14 protein-coding genes and 1 pseudogene are annotated in these 21,958 nt (G+C 69.5%); 8 read left to right on the forward strand and 7 right to left on the reverse strand.

Features of this window, described 5'->3' with window-relative positions; translation table 11 throughout:
• Positions 1–677, reverse strand: a 677-nt coding sequence (locus M8H82_RS18220) for a PAS domain-containing protein (RefSeq protein ID WP_250075280.1), incomplete at its 3' end; no start/stop codon positions are given.
• A gap of 1,608 nt (positions 678–2,285) precedes the next feature.
• Between M8H82_RS18220 and M8H82_RS18225 the strand changes: the two genes are divergently transcribed.
• The 5 genes from M8H82_RS18225 to M8H82_RS18245 all read left to right on the forward strand — a co-directional run bounded on the left by M8H82_RS18225 (position 2,286) and on the right by M8H82_RS18245 (position 6,634).
• Complete coding sequence (locus M8H82_RS18225; RefSeq protein WP_250075282.1) at positions 2,286–2,690, forward strand: hypothetical protein; 405 nt, start codon at positions 2,286–2,288, stop codon at positions 2,688–2,690.
• Positions 2,691–2,699: 9 nt separating this feature from the next.
• Positions 2,700–3,596 (forward strand): hypothetical protein, encoded by an 897-nt coding sequence (locus M8H82_RS18230; protein WP_250075284.1) that lies wholly within the window; start codon positions 2,700–2,702, stop codon positions 3,594–3,596.
• A 37-nt stretch (positions 3,597–3,633) separates the two neighbouring features.
• The gene (locus M8H82_RS18235) at positions 3,634–4,683 is read left to right on the forward strand and encodes a caspase family protein (RefSeq protein ID WP_250075286.1); all 1,050 of its coding nucleotides are present in this window, start codon (positions 3,634–3,636) and stop codon (positions 4,681–4,683) included.
• A gap of 93 nt (positions 4,684–4,776) precedes the next feature.
• Complete coding sequence (locus tag M8H82_RS18240) at positions 4,777–5,046, forward strand: hypothetical protein (RefSeq protein WP_250075288.1); 270 nt, start codon at positions 4,777–4,779, stop codon at positions 5,044–5,046.
• Between the two features lie 118 nt (positions 5,047–5,164).
• Positions 5,165–6,634, forward strand: a complete 1,470-nt coding sequence (locus tag M8H82_RS18245; protein WP_250075290.1) for an HEXXH motif-containing putative peptide modification protein — start codon at positions 5,165–5,167, stop codon at positions 6,632–6,634.
• Between the two features lie 403 nt (positions 6,635–7,037).
• Here M8H82_RS18245 and M8H82_RS18250 read toward each other — a convergent pair whose 3' ends face one another.
• Positions 7,038–7,967 (reverse strand): LysR family transcriptional regulator, encoded by a 930-nt coding sequence (locus tag M8H82_RS18250; RefSeq protein WP_250075292.1) that lies wholly within the window; start codon positions 7,965–7,967, stop codon positions 7,038–7,040.
• 533 nt (positions 7,968–8,500) lie between these two features.
• On the opposite strand from M8H82_RS18250, the gene M8H82_RS36450 reads away from it, so the two are divergent.
• Both M8H82_RS36450 and M8H82_RS36455 read left to right on the forward strand, forming a co-directional pair.
• Positions 8,501–8,629 carry a hypothetical protein gene (locus tag M8H82_RS36450; protein WP_284049051.1) on the forward strand — a complete coding sequence of 43 codons (129 nt, stop codon included), beginning with the start codon at positions 8,501–8,503 and terminating at the stop codon, positions 8,627–8,629.
• A gap of 47 nt (positions 8,630–8,676) precedes the next feature.
• Positions 8,677–8,805 (forward strand): hypothetical protein, encoded by a 129-nt coding sequence (locus tag M8H82_RS36455; protein WP_284049052.1) that lies wholly within the window; start codon positions 8,677–8,679, stop codon positions 8,803–8,805.
• A 543-nt stretch (positions 8,806–9,348) separates the two neighbouring features.
• Here M8H82_RS36455 and M8H82_RS18255 read toward each other — a convergent pair.
• Positions 9,349–10,002 (reverse strand): hypothetical protein, encoded by a 654-nt coding sequence (locus M8H82_RS18255; protein ID WP_250075294.1) that lies wholly within the window; start codon positions 10,000–10,002, stop codon positions 9,349–9,351.
• A gap of 142 nt (positions 10,003–10,144) precedes the next feature.
• Between M8H82_RS18255 and M8H82_RS18260 the strand changes: the two are divergent.
• Positions 10,145–10,339: pseudogene (locus M8H82_RS18260) on the forward strand (helix-turn-helix domain-containing protein); the annotation flags it as partial.
• Between the two features lie 254 nt (positions 10,340–10,593).
• Here the strand turns inward: M8H82_RS18260 and M8H82_RS18265 are convergent.
• From M8H82_RS18265 to M8H82_RS18280, 4 genes are read right to left on the reverse strand one after another with little or no spacing between them, the layout of a single operon-like run.
• A complete protein-coding gene (locus M8H82_RS18265; protein ID WP_250075296.1) occupies positions 10,594–12,411 on the reverse strand; it encodes a hypothetical protein in 1,818 nt (605 codons plus the stop codon).
• Positions 12,408–17,645, reverse strand: coding sequence for a hypothetical protein (locus M8H82_RS18270; protein ID WP_250075297.1), 5,238 nt, complete (start codon positions 17,643–17,645; stop codon positions 12,408–12,410). Before M8H82_RS18270 ends, M8H82_RS18265 begins: the two co-directional genes overlap by 4 nt.
• Positions 17,642–20,779: a hypothetical protein gene (locus M8H82_RS18275; RefSeq protein ID WP_250075300.1), complete on the reverse strand. Its 3,138-nt coding sequence runs from the start codon at positions 20,777–20,779 to the stop codon at positions 17,642–17,644. Before M8H82_RS18275 ends, M8H82_RS18270 begins: the two co-directional genes overlap by 4 nt.
• On the reverse strand, positions 20,776–21,957 hold the full coding sequence (locus M8H82_RS18280; RefSeq protein WP_250075302.1) for a kelch repeat-containing protein: 1,182 nt from the start codon (positions 21,955–21,957) through the stop codon (positions 20,776–20,778). Before M8H82_RS18280 ends, M8H82_RS18275 begins: the two co-directional genes overlap by 4 nt.
• Between the last annotated feature and the right edge of the window lies 1 nt (position 21,958).

Below are 21,958 nucleotides of genomic sequence, written 5' to 3' on the forward strand. Positions count from 1 at the left end.
CGTTCCGGAAGGACGCGCGGGGGCCACTGCCCGGCGGCGAACATCCCGAGCGCGTGCGCACGCGCCACCAGCGCGGGGCGGTTGGGCGCATCGAATCTCCGCAGCATCTGCCCGACGCGGTACTCGATTCCCTGTCGGCTCAGATAGAGACGGGAGGCCAACTGCACGGTGGACTGGCCACTCGCGACCCCTTCCAGAACCTGCGCGTCGAGGGCGCTGAGCACCGGCCCGCCGGACACCCCGTCCGCGGTGCGGCGCAGAAAGACCACCACGCCGACCAAGGCGCCCGAGGGATTCCGGACGGCGACCCCGGTGACTTCCGCGTGGAATTTCCCACCGGTTCCGTCCCGGCCCGTCACGCTTTCCGTGAAGCGCGGACGATGCCCCGCGGAAAGGGCGTTGAACTGTTCTTGGAGCCGGGCGGGAACGGGTGAACGGAGCAGGTCGAGAAGACCGTGTCCGCATATCTCGTCGGCGCTCAGGCCGAATTGCCCGGCGAATTCGGGTTCCGCGGCCGTGATGGCCAGGTCCCCCGGTGAGGCGTGAGCGATGCAGGCGCCGGCCGACGCGGCACCACGGGGCGCGCCGTTCCCGGCGGGTTCGCGGTGGACGGGAGGAGCCGGGGTGGCGGCTTTCTTCTTGCGGGGCGAGGCGTCGGGGAAACTCGTGGTCGCCACGGACGTACCGTCCTTCTTCCTGCGCGTGGGGGCGCGTGGGGGAGGGAAGGGTGAACGAACACGGAACGGACCGATGCGCTGTGCCTGGGTGTCGGCGAGCGCCCGGTGACGGCGGGTGCCACCTCGTCGGTGGCGGGCCCGGGTGTCCGCGTCGTCCCGGAAGCCCGGCTGCGGACGCCGGGCTCCCGGGCGGGATCAGGGTGAGCAGAGGATGCGGCGCCGAGGCGGCCGACAGGGGAACGGGGACAGCACAGCGGATAACGTTGTCATGATCACTCGATCTCGCTGGTCGAACGCGGGCCCGGACGGAAGCAGGGCAGCACGAAAAACCTCCACGGGACGAAGAGGGGATCGCAACAGGGGGAACGACGCATTCGAGATTAAGGGTCGGCCACTCCCGTGGCAAGGGTTGACCAAGTGACCTCGGCAACCTGTCAACTCCTTTACGATCGGGCCTTTTTCGGGCACCGAGAACCCCCAATACAAACATTCCCGGGGAGCCGTACACCGCCTCTGCAATGGGCAGTTGACCTGCACTCAATGGGATGTCGCCTCTTGCCGCGCTCAAAAAGCGCTGCCAACTCCGCGCCCGAACGGGCAGACCCGCAGAGGGGCGGGAGCCGGAAAGGCCCGCCGATCGCGCCACGGAACCAGAGGAGGAGATGTTCGAAGCCGCTGCATTTCGGCCGTCGACCCCTGCCGCGACCGGGTACGGCGCCGGCTGATGGTCATGCCAGGACCGCGCCGACGAGGGCGTCGCCGCCCTGCGACGGCGCCGTCCTGGCAGCCGGTCCGGAGACCTGGAACTCGCCTCACCGGACCCGGCCCAGCGGCGCCTGCGAGCGATGCTGGCTCTCGCCGTACTCAATTGCAGCAAGAGGGACGCGTCCGAGGATCTTCTTGACGGCATCTGTGCCGTCGGGGCCTGGAGCGACCGACGATGCATCGAGGTGGAGTGCCTCCTGGGCCCGCGTGACCAGTGCCGGCACCTTGGCGTGCTCTTCCTGCGGAGCCCGGGGCGCCGGGACGGACGGGCCGGTGGATTCAGGGCATATTTCCATCTGACGCGGAATGCGTGCCGGGTCAGTGGCAGCTGCCCTCTCGGCGTCACCACTACAGGGGACCTGCTGGAACTCCTGGATGTGCTGGCCGCTGTTCTCCCTTGCCGCATTCGCCGTCCTCGCCCTGATCGCCGCTGCCGCGACAACGGCCCACCTTGCCGGACCGGCGCGGCTTGTCCCGCTGACCTGTCCCGAACTTGTCCGACTCCTTCGGGCGCTCGTCCGCACGTCACCTGTCCGGATGCGGAACACGACCTGCACTGGGTGGCCTGGGGCCGCCGCCATCAAGCCATCGCACGAGCCTGCCACCAGCGTCGACACGCTCTTGTGGGCCAGCCGTGACCAGGACGACAGCTGCCGTGCCAGATAGCCCGTTCGTGCCCACGAACTGCGGAACTCAGGTGCGGGCGGTACAACAAATCTGGAAGACGTCGGTCACCGGCCCCGCAACTTCCTTGTCCACGGTAAGCCTGTACTCCCAGATCGTCGGATGCACCTGCGCTGGCGACGGGACTCTACGTCCTGCCTGCAGCGAAGGGGTGATTCCATGGAACGACCCGTGATGTGTCCGAGTGCACCTGCGGCGGAGGGCGCGGTCATCCTGGGCGTGGTGAACGCCGATGGCTCGATCGCCTATCTCGGCCAGAGGCTGATCGCCACGCGCGAATTTGTGGACATCGCACGTGTCGGGCGTGAGCCGGAGCGACGGTTCCGCTTTGCCAGTCCCTGCCGGCAGGACGGTTGCAAGCAGTGGGTCGACGGCGAATGTGGTGTGCCCGGTCGGGTCAAGGAGATTCTTCCCGCAGCTACCGCCGTCGATCACCTGCCGAGATGCTCGATCCGGCCGCAATGCCGCTGGTATCGACAGTCGGGGGCTGAGAGCTGCCGGATCTGTCCATGGGTGATCACGCGCGGCCCTGTCGAGGACGAGATCAGCTCAGCAGCGAACTAGGGAGGCGGCATGAACGGTCGGCAGAGATCGGCTGGGACGCGGTTTGCGATCGACCTCGGGGATGTCCAGCTGCCACCCATGACCGTGAAGGCGGTGGAAGCCGAGATTCGCTCCGTGGTTCTTCGCGCGATCGCGGCGCTGGACTCAGGAGGTCAAAGGGCCAAGGACAAGGACTGGCACAGATTCCCCGGCGGCACTGCCGGCGGCGTCTGGTCTGGTCCCACCCCCCGCAGCGACGCTTGCTTCCTGTGCGGGCAACCGCTACCGGGTCCGTGGCCGCCTCCGGAGGGCGGCGAGGAACTCTCCCCGCAGGACCACACGCTGATCCTGCGGGCGATCATGGCGCATCCCAAGGCGGTGGTCGCGAACCTCAATGGCCGTGAGGGGAGCGCCAACCCGTCGGGCACCGAGGTGTTGGAGGCTGCTCTCCAGGTAGACCAGATCGACCCCTACACCAAGGAACGGATCGAGGCGGTGCTCGATGTTCTGCCGAAGGTCGAGGGGGCGCGAAACAGGATGCCGACCGCGCTGCAGCGTTCCGTGAAGGAGCTTCAGGAGCGGATCACCGACCGGTCCATTCCGGAACGAGTCCGTGTTCTACGAGAATCCAGGTCCAGGTACCGCTCTTCAGGGATGGCTGAGGGTTTGGAGCTGGCAGCGCAGATCCTTGAGGATGGAGCGTCGTCCATCTACTCCCCCGGGCATCCCTTCTTTCGGATGCTGAAGGAGAGCCCAAAAGGAGGCAGGAAGTCATCCCTTCGGGACATGGCGGATGCGATCCCAGCGACGGTCGCCGGCGCAGTCGGGGTGGTGGCTGAGGGCGTAGGCGCCGACCACGGTGCGGTCGCGGCAAGCACGAAAGCGTCTGCTCGCGTGGTGATCAGAGCCTTCATCAACCGGCGCTAACAGCTGACTTAGGAAAGGTCACTACATGCCCAGAGGAATGGCCATTCACATCGGGCTGAACCGTGTGGACCCGGACGCATACGCCGGCTGGGACGGCGCCTTGGAGTTCTGCGAGAACGACGCGCTGTCCATGCGAGAAATTACCGACAGCCTCGGCTACGAGGTCCAGCAACTTCTCAGCGAGGACGCAACCGTAGGCGCAGTTTTCGGCGCCATTCAGGAGGCCGCATCCTCGCTCGAACCCGGCGACATCTGCGTGGTCACCTATGCCGGCCACGGCGGCCAGTTGCAGGACATCAGTGCCGATGAACCCGATAGCCTGGATGAAACGTGGAATCTGTTCGACCGCGAAGTCCTCGACGACGAAATTCACGTGGCGCTGTCTGCATTCGCCGCAGGTGTCAGGGTCCTCGTCTTGTCGGACAGCTGCAACAGCGGCACTGTCGTCCGCAAGCGGGATGGCCGGTCTGTACGCGCGCGCGGGACACCGACTGTGATCCAAAGGGCAGTACTCGCGAAGCACCGAGGACTCTACGAAGAGATTCGGGCGAAGACGCCCAGCCGCGAAGACGTCGGCGTCGATGCCAGCGTCATCCTCATCTCAGGCTGTCAGGACGATCAGTCATCCATGGAAGTCGACGGCCACGGGGTATTCACCGCCGCCCTGCTGGAGGTCTGGAATGGCGGTGGCTTCCGCGGCGACTACCCTGAACTCCATCACGCCATCCTTGGAAGGATGCCTCCGGATCAAGAACCGAATTACCTGACCATCGGCGACCCCTTGCGGGGCTTCGAGGAGCAGGTGCCGTTCTCCATCAACGCCCTGACAGGCAATGATTCAGGCCCAGAAGGCGGCACCGCGGACACTGCTCACGGTGGAAAGGTGAAGCTGTATCAGATCGTCGAACTCAGTCCGGAGGAGCTCGAAGACCTGAAGCTGCACCGGGATGATGACATGGAAGGTCCGAACCCACGCGGCCCACACAACGATCACGGTGTTCATCACGACCACGATTATGGCGGCGCACACCACGATCACGATCATACGAATCCGGGCGGGCAGCACACACACTCGCACCCCCAGTGAACCGGGGTCTTCAACGCGGTTGGCACTTGCTCCTCGTAGAGCATCCGGTAGTCGTCCCGCATCCTCTTCGCAGCTCTCTTAGGAGTGGAAGACATGGCAGAGATATTCGGACCTGACGGCCCTAAGCCGCGACCGTATCGAATCATCGGAATCACCTCGGAGGAGCCGAGACTTGCGCGGATCGTCGAGGTCAGTCCGGAGGAACTCGAAGCCATGAAGCTGAGCGAGGACGGAGTGGAGGAGCCGAACCCGCGGAGTCACATCGATGTCGACAGCACTGGTCATCACAACCATGGGCACGGGTCCGACTTCGATATCGACCATGACTCTGGCGGATCTCATGTTCACACCCATCCAGTATGAGGCACTGAAGGCGGAGGGCTGACGGTTGAGTGTCAATTCATCGCAGGTACTGTCCACGGTTGAGGCCGCCCTGGCATCTCACCGCGGATTTGGGGACTCCGACTACATTCGCGACCAGATGCACGTCGTCTTCATGCGGCGGCTCACGCGGATTGCAGGGACTGTGCCCGAGGCGGGGAGACTGCTCGACGCACTTGACGGCCTGGACGCGATGACACTTCGCCCCGTGATGGGCGACACGGCGCTCAGGTGTGCCATTCAGCACGCGACATGGAGGGTGGAACGAGGCTGGCAGGGTGGTCTGGGGCCGGATCTGTGCGCTGACCTCTTCCGGGAAACGACCGCCTTGCTGGAGCAGGGGTGCACGCGTGCACCGCTCGAGTTCGGCGCCGCTCGACCAGACCGTCTTGGGCTGGAACATCATTCCGGGTGGATCTGGAACAACGAGCATGCTGATGATCCGGCCCTTCGAGCCTTCCAGGATCTCGTCAAACAGAACTATGACGCGTTTCTGTGTTCGCCGAACAAAGAGGAGATCGAGGGGTTGAGGCAAGGTGCTCAGCTACTCACCGAGCTGATGCCGAGACTCAGCCGCAGCGCCCTCAGCCACACCCATGTCGTCGGGATCTGCCCACAGGAGGGCCGGTGGAAGGGAAGCGCATCCAGCTCGCAGTTCCGACTGACCGGAACGATCTTCCTCGACCGCGCGTCGGTGAGCGACCCATGGTGGGTCGTGGAGCACATGTTTCACGAGGCGCTGCATCAGAAGCTGTACGACTTTCGACACGGTCATACACTGTTCGAACCCTACGACCCGTCGCGTGAAGGCCGTACGATCCAGTCACCATGGAACTCATTCGCCGGTGATAGCAACCGGTGGGACGCTTTCCGTGCTTTCGCGGCCTTTCATGTGTACGTGCACCTAGCCCTGCTCGGCGCCTTGGTTGAACAGCGGCATTCGGAACTGCGCGATGAAGACCCAGGACCCGCCGGCCCGATCCGGGTCATCAGCAGCCGAAAGGCCATCGACCGTGCCCGTTACCTCGGCGATGCCCTACGGAGCATTTGCTGGGATCAGCTTGGTGCGGCCGGGAAGCGATTCCATCAGTGGCTGACCGACGTGCTGGATGTCCTGGATCCCGCTCCTGGTCGCGCCGATGCATATGTTCACCTGCTGCTCGACCTTTATCGGAACGAAACCAGCAGGGTGAGTGGCTCCGTGGACGCGGACAGCGCGGAGATCTTGGCATTGGCCACCGAGGAGGCGGAGGCCACCCGGTCGCTACTGCACGACCTCGCCGCCTCCGAAGAAGAAGTACGGCAGTTCAACGCGACGGTGTCTCATCACCTCGGTTCAGGAACTGCCACGGCCCACGAGAGGTTCCGCGAGATTCGCTCATGCGTCTCTGCAGCGATTCAGAGCCTGTGTCGTGACGGCCACCACATCGAGGCAGCTCCCGGCCACCCCGACCCCAACGAAACGGTGTGGCGGATGATCCAACGATCCAGCGAACGCATCAACGTCCTCCTCGCACCACGCAAGGAGACGCTTGAGACGGTGCTCACTCACTCGCCCCGGATCGGATAGAGACTCGATTTCGTCGGCCGAGACGTGAGCAACTACGGAGCTTCCCCGGGCTACGCGGAAGGCAGAGCCGCATGACCTGGACCCTGCCCGAGCCGTTGCTCACCGTGGTCGCCACTCACCCCACCATGACCAGGTGCGACGTCCCCGATGAACTGCAGCTGACCCCCAGCCTGCTCCAGGGGAGAAGGCCACGGCCGAGAACCCCTACTGCCGGCAGCCGTGGAAGGTGCAGGCCCGCAGGGAGTGGATGGCCACCCGGCCCGGTCGCGGACGCCGGGCCGGAGCCGATGTCCAAAGACGGGAGCCGCAGCCACAGACCGCCCCGATCGGGGTACCGCCTGCGCGCGGACTGCATCCATCCGCAGAAGTCGCGCGCCACCCCGACGCATGAAGCTCAGACGCGTTACACGGCGACAGCACAGTCGCGGCTGGTGGCTTCTCGCGCGGCGTGGCGGATGGCTCGGATGGTGGGTTCGGAACGTCTGCGACGCGACCAGGCGAGGGCGGATGTGGAGGGGGTGAGGTCGACGACGTCGATGTATCTGATGCCGGGACGCGGGAAGTATTCGCGGGCGGCCGCCGGCAGAAAGCACATCGCTTCTCCGGCAGCCACTGTGTGCAGCAGGGACTCCATGTCGGTGACGACCGGCCCGTAGCAGACGCGGCTGCCGTCGGGGCGGGGATCGACCGCCCAGAAGTCCCACCACAGGCGGGGAACCTGCGCGGGCATGTCGACCACCGGGATGCCTGAGAGCTGGGCCAGGGTGAGTTGCGGCAGTTTCGCCAAGGGGTGATCGGCACACAGGCAGGCCACTCGTGGCTCGGTGGCCAGGTGGTGCAGTTCGATGTCGTCCGTCACCGGAGGGCGAAGGAAGACCACGTCGGCTTCTTGCTGTGCGAGGGCGGCTATGTGGTCGCCGAAGCCGAGGTTGACCAGTTGCACAGTCGTCCCGGGGTGCCGTTCTTGCAACAGGGCGAGGACGGCGCGGGTGTGCGCCATGGATGCCTCGGCTCCCATGGTGCCCACGATCAGTCGCCCGGAAGCCTGCCTCATCTGCGCGTCGGCGACGCGCCGCAGCCGGTCGACCGCCGCGATCGCCGCTTGGGCTTCGGGAAGGAGTGCCTGCCCGGCATCGGTCAGTGTGACGGTCCGGCCCGTGCGTTCCACCACGCGCAACCCCAGGCGTTTTTCCAGCTCTCTGATCTGCTGACTCAGTGCCGGCTGCGTGATGAACAGGCGCGCGGCGGCACGTCCGAAATGGAGTTCCTCGCACAGCGTGAGGTAGAGCCGGAGCTGGTGAATGCTCGGTTCCTTCGATCCGGACGCCCCCATGCAGGAGTCCCCTTCCATCGTCCAACCTGCCGCGATAACCAGAAAGTTATCAACCAGCAGGCATCATGCGCGCCTGGGATCGATGACATCCCCGCGCGGGCCGTGTGATAGTCGACGGGCCGCCACACGTGATCTTCCCCCTTGACCAAAGGGGGCCCCGAAAGGCACAGCATGTTCTTGCGGAAAGACGAGAGCCGAAGACGCGACCACGTGGGGACCCCGATGACTCGACGCAGTCTCGCACCGGCGGGCCCGGCTCGCCGGTGCGCCGCAGGGGATGCCTAGCAGATCGAGAACCTCAATACACTCAAAACGAAGTGCTGCCTCAGCCTGGGGCCGTTGGTTAAGCCGGCCCTCCACATCCCGGTCCTGGCCCCACACAGATTCGTCCCAGGCAAGGCCCAGCCCGCGGCAGCACCTCCGGCCCACCAGACACGGACATCACAGCACCGGCTTCAGCTTTCGTTGCCACGGCATGCATCAGACACACCGCTTCGAACGTCACCCCACGCCGCCCCTAAAGGAGACCATCTATGCGCAAAACCGTACTCGGCCTGCTCGTGGCACTCACAGCAGCACTCGCCGTCGCACCCCTCACCAACGCCGGAGCCGACCCGTCCCAGACCGTCGCCTGCTGCGGAGGCATGCCCGGCCACGGGTAAAGAGCGACCGCCGATGCCGTAGCTCCCCCTTCCAGCAAGGAGACGAGATGCGCGAAACCGTACTCGGCGTGCTCGTGGCACTGGCAGCAGTACTCGCGGTAGCGCCCATTGCCAGCGCCGGCGCCCACCAGAGCAACACCGTCGCCTGCTGCGGCGGCACGCCCGGCTTCCCGTAGAGGGCGCGCGCCGTTAGCTCAGTGCCTGACGCTTTCGAGCATCCTGCTTCCTGTGGACAGCAACGTCGGCGGCTACCAGGGCGTGCCCAAAATCCACGAGAGCGTCGGCATTTGAGCTATGGACTCCCGACTGCCGGTTCGCACCGTGGTGGTCGATCTACACGATGTGCTCCGCGAGATCGCGCCGGCGCGCGGACGCTGAGCCAGAGGCTGTCTGCGTTCTCGCCTGCGTAGACCATCTAATACGTGACCGCGTTGCTGGACGGTGCTGCACCCCCGCGTCTTGTGGTCGCCAGCACTTTCGCGTACCTCAACCGTGCCGATTCTCCGGCGGCACCCAGCCCGGCACAGTCGGGGCCGACGTGCCCTCGCAGGTCGCCTGCCTAGTGGCCCGCGCGCGGTCCAACTTCAGTGTCGGCGGACAGCGGTGCCGCCCTCAGTCCCGGCTGCTTGAGTGATGATGGGGCGCTGCGTCACTCTCCGGGACGCGTACACGCGGAGCAGCCGGGCGGCCTCGGCCGGATGCAGCTGCCCAGCGGTGTCTCAGGTCTGGCTGCGCCGCAGACCCGGGTCTGACGCGGCGAACGGGTTGGTGTGGCCGGGCAACTGCTGCCCGGGGCGCAGGAACCGCTGGGCGCCCTGTTCGTCGCGTACCGCGAGGAACCCGGCGTCCATCAGCCGTTGCGCAGTCTTCCCACGGCGGATCGCGCCCACCTTGAACGCCACGGTGAAGAGCAGCGCGACCGCCCCGCCGGAGGCGACCGCCTCGACCGGCGACCCTTCGATGAGCAGGAGAACGGTCAGAACCGCGCAGGCAAGGTAGCCCAGCACCTTCTGGGTCCGGTCGGCGCTGTACAGGGCCATGACGTCGAAGGTGACGAGGTCCTTCAGCACGGCCACGGCACCCACCGCTTCGGGGAGCGGCTTCAGCGAGCCCTGCTCCAGCCCCGGCACTGTCCCGCCATTGCCTGCCTGCGGGTGGGTGGTGATGGTGGCCGCCTCGCGGACGCGCGCGTCGGGCCGCGGGTCCCGGTACATCCGGACCTGTACGAGCGAGTTCTTGAACCCGGTCCTGTATGCCGTGCCGTACATGTAGCCGTACTGCTCCGCCACGTGCGCCAAGGCGGCCGCCTTCAGCGTGGTTCCCTGAGGAGCGATATCAATGATGTCCTGCTGACGGGCGATCTGCCGAAGCATCCCCGCTATGTGACGTTCTACGGACACCCTGATTCCCCGCCCCCGGGGCCCTGCGCCTGGGCCCAACCGGCGCATAGCCTACCGACGTTTCCATTTGGTTGTCGGGGCTGACTTGGGTAGACCCCTGCGGTACGCCAGATCTATGAGAGCTGCGCAGGATGGTGGTCTCACGCCGCAGGGCCAGGTCGCGCGGGATCGGGTGCGCAGGCCGGCTGCCGATGGCTTTGCGCGGTGGGAGAAGAACTCGACGATCGCGAGGGAACTACGGGTCAGTGTCAGGTCGGTGGAACGGTGGCGCCGGGCCTGGCGCGAGGGAGGCCGACAGGCATTGCGCCCGTCGGCCCCGGGCAAAGCCACTGCGGCGGCGCTCGGGGCATGGCTGGTCTTCGAGGACGAAGCCGCTGTCTCGATGACGTCGCACCGCTCATGCACCTGGGCACCCGCGGGGTTCACGCCCGCGGTTCGGTTCAACGGCGTCTCCCGCGGGTGTACTTCGATGGCCGCACTGGTGTGCTTGCAGGCTGGCGAACGCAGCCGTCTGATCTACCGGTCTCGCCTGGCGAGATCGCGAAGCGCTGCTGGAGTACGAGGTCAGGTGAGGGGTTTGGTGTCGGTGGGGAGGTCGAAGGTCAGGCCGCTGGAGCCCTCGCCGCGGCCGGTGCCGCGGCGGGCGCTGAGCCAGACGGCGACGCGGCCATTGCCCCAACGAGTCCGGTTGTAGGCGACGGTGACCTTGGTGCCGGTCTGCGGGACCTCCTCTTCGTTGAGGAAGTACGAGCGTTGTGGGGCGGCGTCCAGGCCCTCGCGCAGGATCGTGGTGCGGGGGCGGACGGGTGTGGTGTCGATCTCGCTGGGCATGGCGGCGCGCTGGAGCTGGATCTTGCGGCTGTCGCCGGGGACGTGCACGGGAATGAACGGGATCCAGTGGCCGGGGACCGAGGTCATGGCCTGGTAGGCAATGGGGGCCAGCGGGTCGGTGGGGGGCGTGGGCGGGAAAAGGCGGCGGCGCTGGGCGAGGATCTCGGCGGCGACCTCGCTGCCTCTGCGGCCCGGCCCGGTGGGCAGCCGTACGGTCTGCTCGATGCCCCAGACCATGTTGGCGTTCTCGTCGCGGATGAGGTCGACCTCTTCGAGGACGGGTCCGTCGGCGACCTTGGGGACGGTGGGCGCGAGGAACAGGCCGGTGTCGGCGGGGACGTCGTCTGAGCCGATGGTGTCCAGGGTGAACATGGACCAGCGCTGCCAGTCGTTGTCGGCCCCTGCCCCGGCGGGCGTGATCCACAGGCGCTGGCCGAAGACGTCGGTGACGGCCAGGCCGCGCAGCGAGGCCAGCGTCCCGGTGGGCAGGTCGCACGGCAGGTGGAACCAGTCGTTGCTGTAGACGAGGGCGAATTCCAGGACGACAAGGCGGGCCATGTCGGTGCGGTCCGGACGGACGGCGGCGAAGTTGGTCTTGCCGTCCTCCACCGCCCACCAGCGCGGCAGCGGCATGCCGGAGTAGCGCACCGGCGCCGGGAAGACCGTGCGGTTGATCGGGGCGGGCGGTGCGGCGGCCCCGCCCACCTGTGTGCCGGGATCGATGGAGAAGGCATGCCAGTCCAGCTCGCCGCCCGGGTACTCCTGCGCGGTCAGCACCTGCTCGGCGGCTCCCGGCTGCCCCGCGGCAACCGAGAAACGGTGCTCCAGGCGGCGCGGATCCCAGGTGGCGTCGCCGGCGGGCTGATCGATCAGGCCGTCGAACCAGCCGGTCAGCCGGGTGCCCAGCTCGTTGATCAGCGTGCGGTGCGGTGGCGCGACATGGCCGATGCCGTCGGCGGCCTCATGTCCCGCCTTGATGTGACGGTACAGCTCGTACCCGTCCATCCGGCGGCCGGCGACGGCTTGCAGCGTGGACCAGACCTCGGGGTGAGCCACTCGCGGGGTGTCGGCGTCGCTGGCCGGGGACGGCAGGGCGATGGGATACAGCTCGACGAAGTCCTGCCGATGGTGGCGGATGGGCGGGTGCCGGCTCATCAGCTTGAGCCAGCGGCGGCCGATGGCAAGGCGCAGGTCGTACGAGATCCGCTCCTGCCCGAAGGTGAACGGCAGTGCCCGGCGTTCAGCAACGTCCTCCAACGGACGGTCAGCGGGCAGGTTTTCGGCCGGGCCGCCCGACGCGGACCGGAACCGGCTCGGAACCGCCATCCCCACCGAGTACATGGCGGTGACCGGCGTTCCGGCGTCGGAGCCGCGGAACTCGCCGAGTTGCCACTGCCGGGTGAGCAGCCACAGCGCGTCCCGCACCTCCACACGCAAAGCCCGCTCGAAGTCCGCCGAGCGGGGACGTCCCTCCAGCCGGTTCCACAGGCCGACGGTCGGGTGCTCCCGCTCCGCCAGGGCCTGGGGCAGGTTCTCGATGCGCTCTGTCATGGCTTCTTCCCGCGCAGATTGTTGGTCGCGAAGTCGGTGCTGATGGTGATCGGCTTGCTGGCGGCCGACACCAGCGTGGCGGGCAGCAGGTGGGCATAGGCGGTCTCGTCCAGGTGCGCGGGCTCGACGGCGCGGGCCTTCATCAGGTCGTACGTCTCGTGCAGCGCCGCCACGAGGTCGTCGGTGTTCCACGTCCCGGTACGGGTGGGCGGGGTGACCAGCAGCATGGCCTGCGGCGGCTCGGAATCGGGCTTGTCGTAGTGCAGCGCGATCCCGGTCGTCTCCTTCTGTGCCGGGATGACCTCGGTCCACTCGTCCAGCAGCAGGCCGCAGAAGTCGTCGGTCGGCGGTGCGGGCTTGGCGGCGTAGTGCGCGGTGAACAGCAGCCGGTCCTCATCCAGCGTCGTGCCCGGCGCGAACTCCATGGCCAGCCAGTGGTCGTCGGTCCGGTACGGCAGCTGAATCGGCACCAGCTGCGGCTCCTCGAAGCCGGGCAGATGGCCGAGCAGTCCCCCGTCCCCGCGTAGCGCGTCGCTGAGGATCGCCACCTGCTCCCACAGCCGCGGCTTCTCCCTGACCCGGGCGATGCCGTGCAGCCAGTCGTCCACCGGGAAGTCGCGCCCTGCGTCCTCCAGGTGCTCGATCAGGGCGCCGCTGTCGTCGCGGGCCTTCTTCCAGTTGCTAGCGAGCGCGGCCGACGGCGTGTACTGCGGTACGGCCAGAACATCCTCGCCGAGCAGCGCCTTGAGGGTGTCGAGCGCGGCCTCCACCCGGTCGGGCCCGGTCACTGCGGCGTCGTGCTCGGTCAGCGCCGCGTCGGCGGCGGTCAGCCGCTCGGCGATCTCGGCTTGCAGCGCCCGTGCCCGGTCCAGCAGTTCCCTCCCGTACGCGACGATCAGGTCCTCGTTCGGGGTCAGCGTCAGCCCGGCCGGGTCCAAGCCGGTCAACGGCAACAGCGCGGCGACCTCGGCCAGCAGCCCGCTCAGCGTCTTGTGGCCGGTGTCGGCGACCTCGCGCAGATCCTGCAGCTTGTTCTGGAAGGTCTGCCGCCGGTTGTTGATGATCGAGCGCAGCTGCTGGGGCGTGTTCGGGCGCGGCGTGGTCGGCGTGGTGGTCAGCAGCCGCTCGATCTGCTCCAGGAGCCGGAACCGCTCCGGGGTCACGGTGGCCGCAGGGAGCGCGTCGTAGCCGGCGATGCGCGCGTTGGCGTCGGCCAGCGCCTTGGCCATCCGGTCGGCGACCTCGTCGACGGCCGCGAGCACCTCGGTGTAGCGCTCCCGCCGCCACCCGGCGGCCTCGCCCCAGCCGCTGCGCACCATGCCGAACCCGCCCGCGGTCGCGATCAGATCCCCGTACCGGCGCAGGAGCGTGTCGATGCCGCTGATCACCTCGCTGCGCCGGACCGGCGCAGGCGGCTCGGGGAACAGCGGCCCGAGGTCGTTCAGGTAGCCGGTCACGGCCGTGCGCAGCGCCACCAGCGCGTCCCGCACCGCCACCAGCCGTTCGCGGGGCAGCGTCACGGCCGCGTCGGCGGATCGGTCGACCGGGGCGTCCCCAGCGGCCGGGATCAGGTCGCTGGGCCGCACCGGCCGGGACGTGGTCAGCAGCGACCGCAGAGCGGCGATCAGCGGCGACAGCTCGAAGAACGTCACCTTGCCGGTGATGCGCTGGGTGTGCTCGATCACCAGCCGCGCGTCCGGACGTGGCTGGTCCCGGGTGGCGACCACGCCGATGATCCGGTCGTCCAGATCGGTCATCGACGCCTCGCTCGCGGGCCGGACCGCCCACAGCAGGTCGATCGGCCGCAGCCGCAGGTCCCGCTGGGTGACCACGCTGCTGCGGGCCGCCCCGTTGACCGGGTCGGTCCAGGTGACCAGCGCGGCCACGTCCCGCTGGTCGGGCAGCAGCGTGGGCAGCCAGTCGTCCACGGCGGGCTCGGCCATGGCGCGCGGGCCGTCGCCTTGTACGGACGGTGCGCTGTGGCCCGGCCGGATGCCCGGCGTCAGCTGCAGAGCCATCCGGTGGGTCAAGGTGGTGCCGCTGCGCGGTGTCCGGACCACCTCGGGTTCGGGTGCGACGCCTTCCTTCGCGTAGGCGTCGAGGGTTGTCGTCGCCCGCTCGGGATTGCCTGCGAGCGCCTGGTGCGTGCTCTCCGCCACCGCCAGGTCGGCCAACGCGTCGTGGGTGTCGAGGAGCCGGTGCACCTCGTCGTTGATGGCCTTGCGCTGGTCGGTGTCGGGGGCCGGGAGACCCTGGGCGCCGAACGGGTAGACGTCCGCGCCGGGCACCTGGGTCACCCGCCGCACGAGTGCGAGGCCGTCGATGACGTTGCGGGCCTCGACCAGCTCGACGGCGGTGCCCGGGGCCGGCTTGGTCTCCTCGATACGGCCGGCCCGCAGCGGGAAGGCTCCGCGCAGTGCGGTGATGAACGCGTCCAGTTCGGCATCCGGATACCGGTCGTGCAGGGCCCGTTCGAGCCGGTAGCCGAGCAGGGCGCCCAGGGACTGCCCCTGCCGCAGCCCGTCCAGCAGGGTCAGCGCCACCCGGACGCGTTCGGAACTGAGGTTGACGGCGAACATGTGTCGGTCGGCGGGACTGGCGTTGGCGATGTATCCGGCGCGCAGGACCGCGGCGGTGGTGGCCTGCGCGGGCGAGGGGGCGTGGATGTAGCCGCCGTTGGCCTTGTCGTGCATCAGCGGCTGCGCACCCGGAGGATTGAACACCTCCCCGAGGTCGCCGGTCAGCTCGACCTGTGTCATGCCGGGGCGCGGCGTGGGCCGTACCTCCTCCAGCCAGCCGTACGCACCGAGGTGGATGCCGCGCCGGGCCGGTCCGGTGCCGGACGACCCGTATCGCAGCTCCGCGAGCCGCTCGTTGACCAGCCCCAAGCGCCAGGCGTCGAGCCGGTAGGTCGCGCAGTCCAGGTGCTCGGTCAGTACCCGTTCCAGCCGGGCGGTCGGCTGCCCGGCCAGGTGCTTCAGCGCGTCGATCTGTTCGGTGAGCTGGGTGGTGGCCGGGTTCTGCCCGATGACGTCGGGGATGAAGCTGGCCACCAGCCGGTCCGGACTGCCGGTGATGGCCCGGTCCGGCGAGTACAGCTGGCGGAACCGGCTCTCGCTCTCCACGGGGGGTGCGCCCGGCCGGTTGGGCCGTACGTGGACGAACAGCGGATCGCGCGGGGGCGGCACCGTGCTGCCGGCAGCGGCGGCCAGGCGGCGGGCGGCGTCCTCCCAGGCGAGCAGGACGGCGTGCCGCGCCAGCAGATACAGCAGCGCCGCAGGCGGCTTGTCGCCTTTGAAGCCCAGTTCGAGCCGGATGGTCTCCAAATCGTCCTGGGCGTGCTGGGCGAGCCAGTGCAGGTAGTTGCCGCCGTCGGGCAGGTACGCGCGGATGTGGTCGGTCTCCGACAGCGGCCGGTCATCGACCAGCGGCCCGAGCAGCGGATGCTGGTCGCCCACGAACAGCCGCCGGATCACCTCCGGGTCGGCTCCCGGCGGGATGGCGTAGCCGAGGCGGTTGAGCAGAGCACGGATCGGCTGCGGCATGTTCAGCTGGTCCAGCGCGGGGATGACGCGCGGGCCGCCGCTGTTGAGGTTCTCCTGGTTGAAGATGTCCTCGACGCTCTGCGCATACCGCTGGTAGAACTCCGCCGACGTCGGATGCAGCGCCAGGATGTCCAGCAGCAGCTGGTGCGGGTCCCCGCCCTTGCCCAGGTGGCTGACCTTCGCGACAGCCTTGTGCCAGTCCCCCGCCGCCACGGTGAGCAGCTTGTGCAGCGCGCGGCGGTGCGTCGCGCTGTCCGGGAAGGTCATCTTGGAGAAGGCGGTGGTGGGCAGGATGCCGTACGGCTGCCGCCCGATCTTGACCGCCGGAACCGGGCCGCGCCCCGACACGTATTGCACGAAGAACTCGCGCGTCTGGTCGACCGCCTGCTCGGACAGCATCGGATGCATCATGCCGCGCAGGTACGCGCCCCAAGTCGCGGGCCACAGGGCGATGTTGGCCGCGCGGGCGTCACGCTGGTCGGTGCCGTCGGCGTTGGGCATGCCGCTCAGCACGGCCGGGTCGATGCCGAGCAGGTCGGCCAGCCACTGCCCGTCGGTCCGGGTGCGCCAGTCGTCAGGCGCATCCGCCGCCGCAAACCCGAAGGCGGTGCGCAGCGCGGCCTCGGCTTCGGCGCGGCGGTCCTGCCCGGCGGGGGCGGCCTCGCTGTTGTTGGTCGGGGTGCCCTGGGGCAGCAGCCCGTACCCGGAGGGGCTGCGCAGCTGCCGGGTGATGAGGTCGGCCAGTTGAACGGCCGTCTGCTCCGGGCCGGACTGCTCCCGCAGCCCGAGCACCACCAGCCGGTCCAGGCCGTTGCGGATCTGCGGGGTCAGCGGAATGCGCAGGCCCATGCCGAGCGTCACCGCCCGCCCGAAGTCGGTCAGCCACTGGAGCTCGTCGGGCACCCGCAGCGCGCCGGTCTGCTCGTCCACCTTGAGCTGCTTGTCGGTGTCGGCCTCGGGGTCGGGGCTGACCGCGAGCGCGGCGGGCACCGCCTCGCCGGTCGCTGTCAGCACCTGCTTGCCGCCCACGTATCCGAGCACGGTGAAGCGGTCCGGCAGCAGCCTGGCCTTCGCGGCCTGGGTCCAGGACTGCTCGGCCAGGCTTCCCGCGGCCGGTGGCGGCAGCACCAGGAACGCGACCGTCACCGCGTCGCCGACAGCGGTAGGCGCGGCGTCGAGGCCCACCGGGCGCCGGGACCGGATCGTGTCCGCACGGCCGGCCCCGACGTCGGCGCGCAGCGCGGTGTCGGCGGCGCGCAGCGTGGCCCGGTCGCCGTGCGCGCGCCACACCGCCGTCCAGTACGTGACGGTCGGTTGCCGGTCGGCGGCCGGTACGGCCTGGCCGGTCACGACCACCAGCACGGTCGCACCCTCCGGCACCGTCGCGGGCCGATCGGTGGGATTGAGGGGGGTATGGGTCTGCAGCAGCCAGCTGGCCCGGCCGCCGGGCACCCGGGCGACCAGCTCCTGCCAGGCCGCCTGCTCGGCCAGCGCGTTCCCGCCGGTCCGCCAGTGCGCCGTCCAGTACGCGTCCACCGCCGAGATCTCGGCGCGGGTCGGTTTCGGCTCGAACTTATCGGTGCACCACTCGTCCGGGAAGATCCGGACCAGCAGCTCGGTGGCGGTGAACCGGGTCTCCACCCGGACCGGGCCGAGCAGTACCGGGAAGTCGTCGCTGAGCGCGGTCACAGCAGCATCTCCTGAGCGTGGACGGCCATCAGTACCGGTGCCTGGAACAGCATGTAGGCCACGTCGGCCGAGCTCAGCCCGCCGTGCCAGACGGGCAGGAAGGCGTCCTCCAGGTGCTGGTCGTTCTTCTCCGCGTCGGCCGCGGGGTCGTCGAAGTCCTTGAGCGGGACCTGCACGGTGCTCGCGTCGAGCCGGATGAACCCGGTCCCACCGGGGTCCACGTCGGCCCACGTCAGGTCGTTCCACACCTCGACCCGGGTGGACGGCCCCTCGTCCGCGCCGAACCTGGGGTCGCCGGGACGTTCCTGGATCACGAAGAACCAGCCCGCCGCTCCGGTGGCGACGTCGCCCTTGGCCTCGGCCGCCGTCAGGTCGAAGCCGAGCAGCGTCAGGTCGGGGTCCACCTTGGCTTCGTACAGCGGGAGCCTGATCTCCTGCAGCGTCGGGTGCGCCGGGTCGGCGAGCGTGACCGGGACCCGTTCCTGGGCCGGGTCGGGCGGTCCCGACTCGGGCTGCCAGCGGGCGCGGTGCGCGTAGATCGCGGCGTTGGGGTACTTCTTCAGCAGGTCGCCGCGGATGACCAGCACGAGGTCCTCAGCCTGCTCGCCGGTCTCCCGTGCATCGTTCTCACCGAGCTTGGCGGCCTTGGGCCAGGTGTGCAGCGGCTGGATGTCGTACTGCTTCGCGCCTCCGCGCGTGTCCCAGAATTGCCGGAACGGCGAGCCGCGCTGGTCGGTGGGGTACTCGCGCCAGAGCAGTTCGCGGGCCATCTCGTGGTTGAGCCCGACGAGGTAGGACTCGATGAACTCCTGGTTGGTCTCCAGCAGCGTCACCGTGTTCTGCGGGATCAGCCCGAGGTTGGGGGCGAAGTGGTCCACCGACAGGTCCAGCAGCGCCTTGTACATCGGCAGGTCGATGACGGGATAGGCCATCGCCTCGATGAACCGCTCGGCGAACGTCTGCAGTCGCTCGGGCAGGTTGACCGACGTCAGCAGGCTGGTGGGCACGGTCTGCTCGGCGCGCAGGCCGGTCATCATCGCGTCGGTGGTGGCGCGGACGTTCAGCGGGTTGTCGCCGCCCTCGGTCTGGCCTCCGACGCCCGCCGCGTGCCAGTTCCGGTGGATGTCGCGCAGCCCGTCCTTGAACCGCTTGGCCTCCTCGCTGTCCTCGCCGCCTGCGGAGGGGACGAACGGGTCGCCCGGCAAGGTGATCCGGAAGTCGGCGCTGCGCGGAAGCTGGTCGACCGGATCGGCTGGGTCGGCCTCGGTGGCGGCCGTGAGCCCGATGGGCGGTGGTGCCGGGTGCAGGACATCGTTCAGCTGCTGGGGCGTCACCACCGCGTCGGGAGTCTCCTTGGCGGCGGCCGCCGTCACGGGGTCGTCCGGGTCGTCCATCCGCGGGATCAGCGCGTCGGGCGGCTTGGCCGCGCTGAACGGCAGGTCGCGGATCAGCCGCCCCGGCCGCAGCATCCGCCGCATCGGCGGGGACAGCGGCGCGGCCGTCACGCGGCTGCGCGCCACGTGGAAGCCGACCGCGACCCGCTCGGCCTCGACCGCCACCGCCCCGCGCAGGGCCCGATCACGCGTGGTCACCCGCGAGTTGGCGGGAGCGGTGAGGACGAGGGCCTTGCCGGACGGCACCGGCTGGTCGGCCAGCGTGATCGGTGCGGCGGCGGGCTCCACATGCTTGGCCTGCAGGACGGTCCCGACCTCGCGGGCGAGCTGGGCGGCGCGGATCTTGGCGTTGGCCGCCAGCACGTCGCCGGCCTGAGCCCAGGCGGCGGCCATGAACTCCTCCTGCCGCTCCTTGACGACGCGGGTGCCCAGGTGGGCGGCGACGCGGAAGCGCGGGTCCAGGTTGAGACGGTGCACCCAGTTGCGGTCGGGCGTGATCGGGGTGCCGTCGCGCTCGGTCAGCAGCCGGTTCGCGGGGGCGTGCCAGCGCCCGTACAGCGGCGGGGTGATGATCGGATCGACCTCGCCCGCCACGTCCTGCACCCCGTAGGCGGCGTGCGCGGCGGCCGGGGTCTGGTCGAGGTAGGCGTCGGCCAGGTTGACGACTTTGGCGAGGGCCTTCTGGAAGGGGTGCGGGTACGGCTCGTCCCACTTGTCGTAGGCGTCGCCCTTGGGACGGTTGGGCGACTGGAGTGCGCCGCCCAGCTTGAGCACGCCGTGCAGCTCCGCCGGGCTGGTGATGGGCGGCAGCCCGGGCCCGGCCGGGTTGTGCACGTCGAGGTCGCGGCGGCCGATGGCAGGGTCGGCGGGCCGTGGCTCCAGCAGCCGGACCAGGTACTCGAAGTCGCCCGCGCTGCCGGTGGCGAAGAACCAGCGGTGGTAGTACGGCAACGTTGCGGGCTCGGGGCGGCCCGGGTAGTCGGGGCCCCAGCTGGAGTGCAGCGCGCCGGGCGCGGTGGCCGGGTCCAGGCCGAGCCCGGCCAGGCGGCCCGTCTCGAACGCGGGGACCACGAACGCGTGGTAACCGCTGTCGGGCTTGAGCCGCCGCGGGCACATCAGCCGCGAGCACGCCAGGTCGGCGTTGGTGCTCAGCACCTGGCGCAGGGCGGCGAGCGCTCCGGCCGGATCGTCGTTGGCGACCAGGCCGTCCAGCTCGCCGTTGACGTGCACGTGCGTCCACGCGCCGAGCTGGTCCGGCGGCGGCAGTGTCCCGGCCGGGTCCTTGACCTGGATCGACGGCAGTGGCCGCCCGGCGACCGCGCCCTCGGTGAACTCCGCGCCCGGGTCGCCCGCGGGCTCGGCCGCTGCGGCGAGCACGACGAGCGCCAGCCAGGGCCGCAGCCGCTTGGTGGCCCCGTCGGGCGGGGCCGGGCTGTAACTCCACGGCAGGCCCTCGTCGTAGAACTCGACGTGCGCCAGGTAGTTGGGCTCCACGTTGGTGATCCAGGGACGCGGCTCCACCCGCGAGATCACCCGGGGATCGACCCCCACCACATCGCCCGGTCCGAACAGCTGCACGGTCTTCTCGACGTCGCGGGTGATCGTGCCGCCGGACACGCCGTCCCCGGTCAGCCGCAGCTTGACCGGGAGGACGGCCCGGTCGGCGGTACCCGGATCGGTCGTGATCCGGGTGCTGAGGCCGGTCCGCAGCCACGGCAGGAAGGAGTACGCGTTGCTCACCGTGTCACCGTGCCGGTGCCGAAGATCTCGCTGGTGGCGGTGACCTCGCCGGCGCCAGGATCGGCAGCGGCAAGACCCGCCCGGGTGATGCCGCCTGCGACCAGCACCTTGCCGCCGGTCAGCGGGACCGCGGCGAACCCCCAACGGCCCGCCGCCAGACCGCCGGCCGGACTCCACTTCCGGGTGGCAGCGTCGAAGACCAGCGCGCTGGCATAGCCCACGCCGTTGTCCGGGCTGTCGGTGCCGCCGACCACCAGCACCCTGCCCCCGCCCAGTGAGACCGACCGGTGCAGGCCGCGCCCGGCGGGCATGTCCTCGACCGCGCTCCACGCACCCGCGACGGGGCTGAACGTCTCGGCGGTGGCCCTGCTGAACGGGTCGAAGGTGCCGTTGCCCGGCGCGCCCGGAGGGCTGCCGCCACTGGCCAGGACAGTGCCGTCCGGGAGCAGCGTGGCCTGGTGCCCGCTGCGCGCCACCAGCAGGCTCCCGGTCGGCGTCCAGGTACCGCCGGTGCCCGAGGCCGGGTCGTACAACTCGCAGAAGGCCAGAGCCGCATCGGTCTCGCGGGACACCGGCGCGCTGCCGCCGACCACCAGCACCTTGCCGGTGTTGAGCACGAGCGCCGGGTGGCCGCAGCGCGCGTCGGTCATCGCGGTGACCTCCGTCCATGCGCCGGTGTCCGGGTCGTAGACCTCGGCCGAGCGCAGCGCCTTGACCGACTGCCCGGACCGGGTGGCGCAGCCGCCCGCGACGAGCACCTTCTTGTCGGGCAGCAGCACCGCGCTGTGCCCCCACCGGCCGGTTTTCAGGCTGCCGGTGACCGTCCAGGTGCCCTGCGCGGGGTCGAACACCTCGGCGGAGGCCAGTCCGGCGGACGGGAACGTCGCCGCCCCGGTGATGCCGCCGGTGACCAGCACCTTGCCGCCGTCCAGCAGGGTGACGGTGTGCAGCCGCCTGGCGGTGTGCAGCGCGGCGGCGGCCGTCCACGTCTTGGCGGCCGGGTCGTACAAGGCCGTCTGCCCCAGCGCGGCTCCGGCGGCGTCGGCTCCTCCGGCCACCAGGACCTTCCCGCCGGCGAGCACGGCCGGGCCGTCGTGCTGGCCGGACCACACGCGTGCGGAGGGGAGGGCCCCGGTGCTCACCCACTGGCCGGTAACGGCCACCGTGGGACTGGTCATG

It is taken from the genome of Streptomyces sp. YS415 (genome assembly GCF_023544665.1).
In the GTDB taxonomy this organism is placed as follows: domain Bacteria; phylum Actinomycetota; class Actinomycetes; order Streptomycetales; family Streptomycetaceae; genus Streptomyces.

Bases quoted from the DNA above. Each gene is read 5' to 3' on its own strand.
- M8H82_RS18280 (WP_250075302.1), bottom strand. From the start codon at position 21,957: ATGACCAGTCCCACGGTGGCCGTTACCGGCCAGTGGGTGAGCACCGGG.
- M8H82_RS18250 (WP_250075292.1), bottom strand. From the start codon at position 7,967: ATGGGGGCGTCCGGATCGAAGGAACCGAGCATTCACCAGCTCCGGCTC.
- M8H82_RS18265 (WP_250075296.1), bottom strand. From the start codon at position 12,411: ATGACAGAGCGCATCGAGAACCTGCCCCAGGCCCTGGCGGAGCGGGAG.
- M8H82_RS18245 (WP_250075290.1), top strand. From the start codon at position 5,165: ATGCACGTCGTCTTCATGCGGCGGCTCACGCGGATTGCAGGGACTGTG.
- M8H82_RS36455 (WP_284049052.1), top strand. From the start codon at position 8,677: ATGCGCGAAACCGTACTCGGCGTGCTCGTGGCACTGGCAGCAGTACTC.
- M8H82_RS18230 (WP_250075284.1), top strand. From the start codon at position 2,700: ATGAACGGTCGGCAGAGATCGGCTGGGACGCGGTTTGCGATCGACCTC.
- M8H82_RS18225 (WP_250075282.1), top strand. From the start codon at position 2,286: ATGGAACGACCCGTGATGTGTCCGAGTGCACCTGCGGCGGAGGGCGCG.
- M8H82_RS36450 (WP_284049051.1), top strand. From the start codon at position 8,501: ATGCGCAAAACCGTACTCGGCCTGCTCGTGGCACTCACAGCAGCACTC.
- M8H82_RS18255 (WP_250075294.1), bottom strand. From the start codon at position 10,002: ATGCTTCGGCAGATCGCCCGTCAGCAGGACATCATTGATATCGCTCCT.
- M8H82_RS18240 (WP_250075288.1), top strand. From the start codon at position 4,777: ATGGCAGAGATATTCGGACCTGACGGCCCTAAGCCGCGACCGTATCGA.
- M8H82_RS18235 (WP_250075286.1), top strand. From the start codon at position 3,634: ATGGCCATTCACATCGGGCTGAACCGTGTGGACCCGGACGCATACGCC.